This is a genomic window from Liquorilactobacillus sicerae, from assembly GCF_029916425.1.
GTDB classification, from domain to species: domain Bacteria; phylum Bacillota; class Bacilli; order Lactobacillales; family Lactobacillaceae; genus Liquorilactobacillus; species Liquorilactobacillus sicerae.
Window position 1 is genome coordinate 1 of the sequence record NZ_JAHAVQ010000398.1, and the last position, 221, is coordinate 221.

A 221-nucleotide genomic window follows, 5' to 3' on the forward strand; every position below is an offset into this window, starting at 1 on the left:
CTGCAATTGCTGTCTGATCTGGTGTATACCCCTTTAGTTCGGGGCTAGTCACTGCGCCAAATGTTTGATCTGCTGACCATGCCCCATATGTCTTCTCACCAGTGACTGCATCTGTGGACACTGTCCGTGTAAACTCAACTGGCGTTGCCACATAGTCATCGGCTGCCTTGCTACCATCTTTATAGATATAATGGATGGTTTCATTCACAGTCTTCGTTTCG

General features: G+C 47.5%; 1 protein-coding gene. It reads right to left on the bottom strand.

Features of this window, described 5'->3' with window-relative positions; translation table 11 throughout:
* Positions 1-221: mucin-binding protein (locus KH893_RS12970; protein WP_427860486.1), on the bottom strand; the 221-nt coding region annotated here is incomplete at both ends.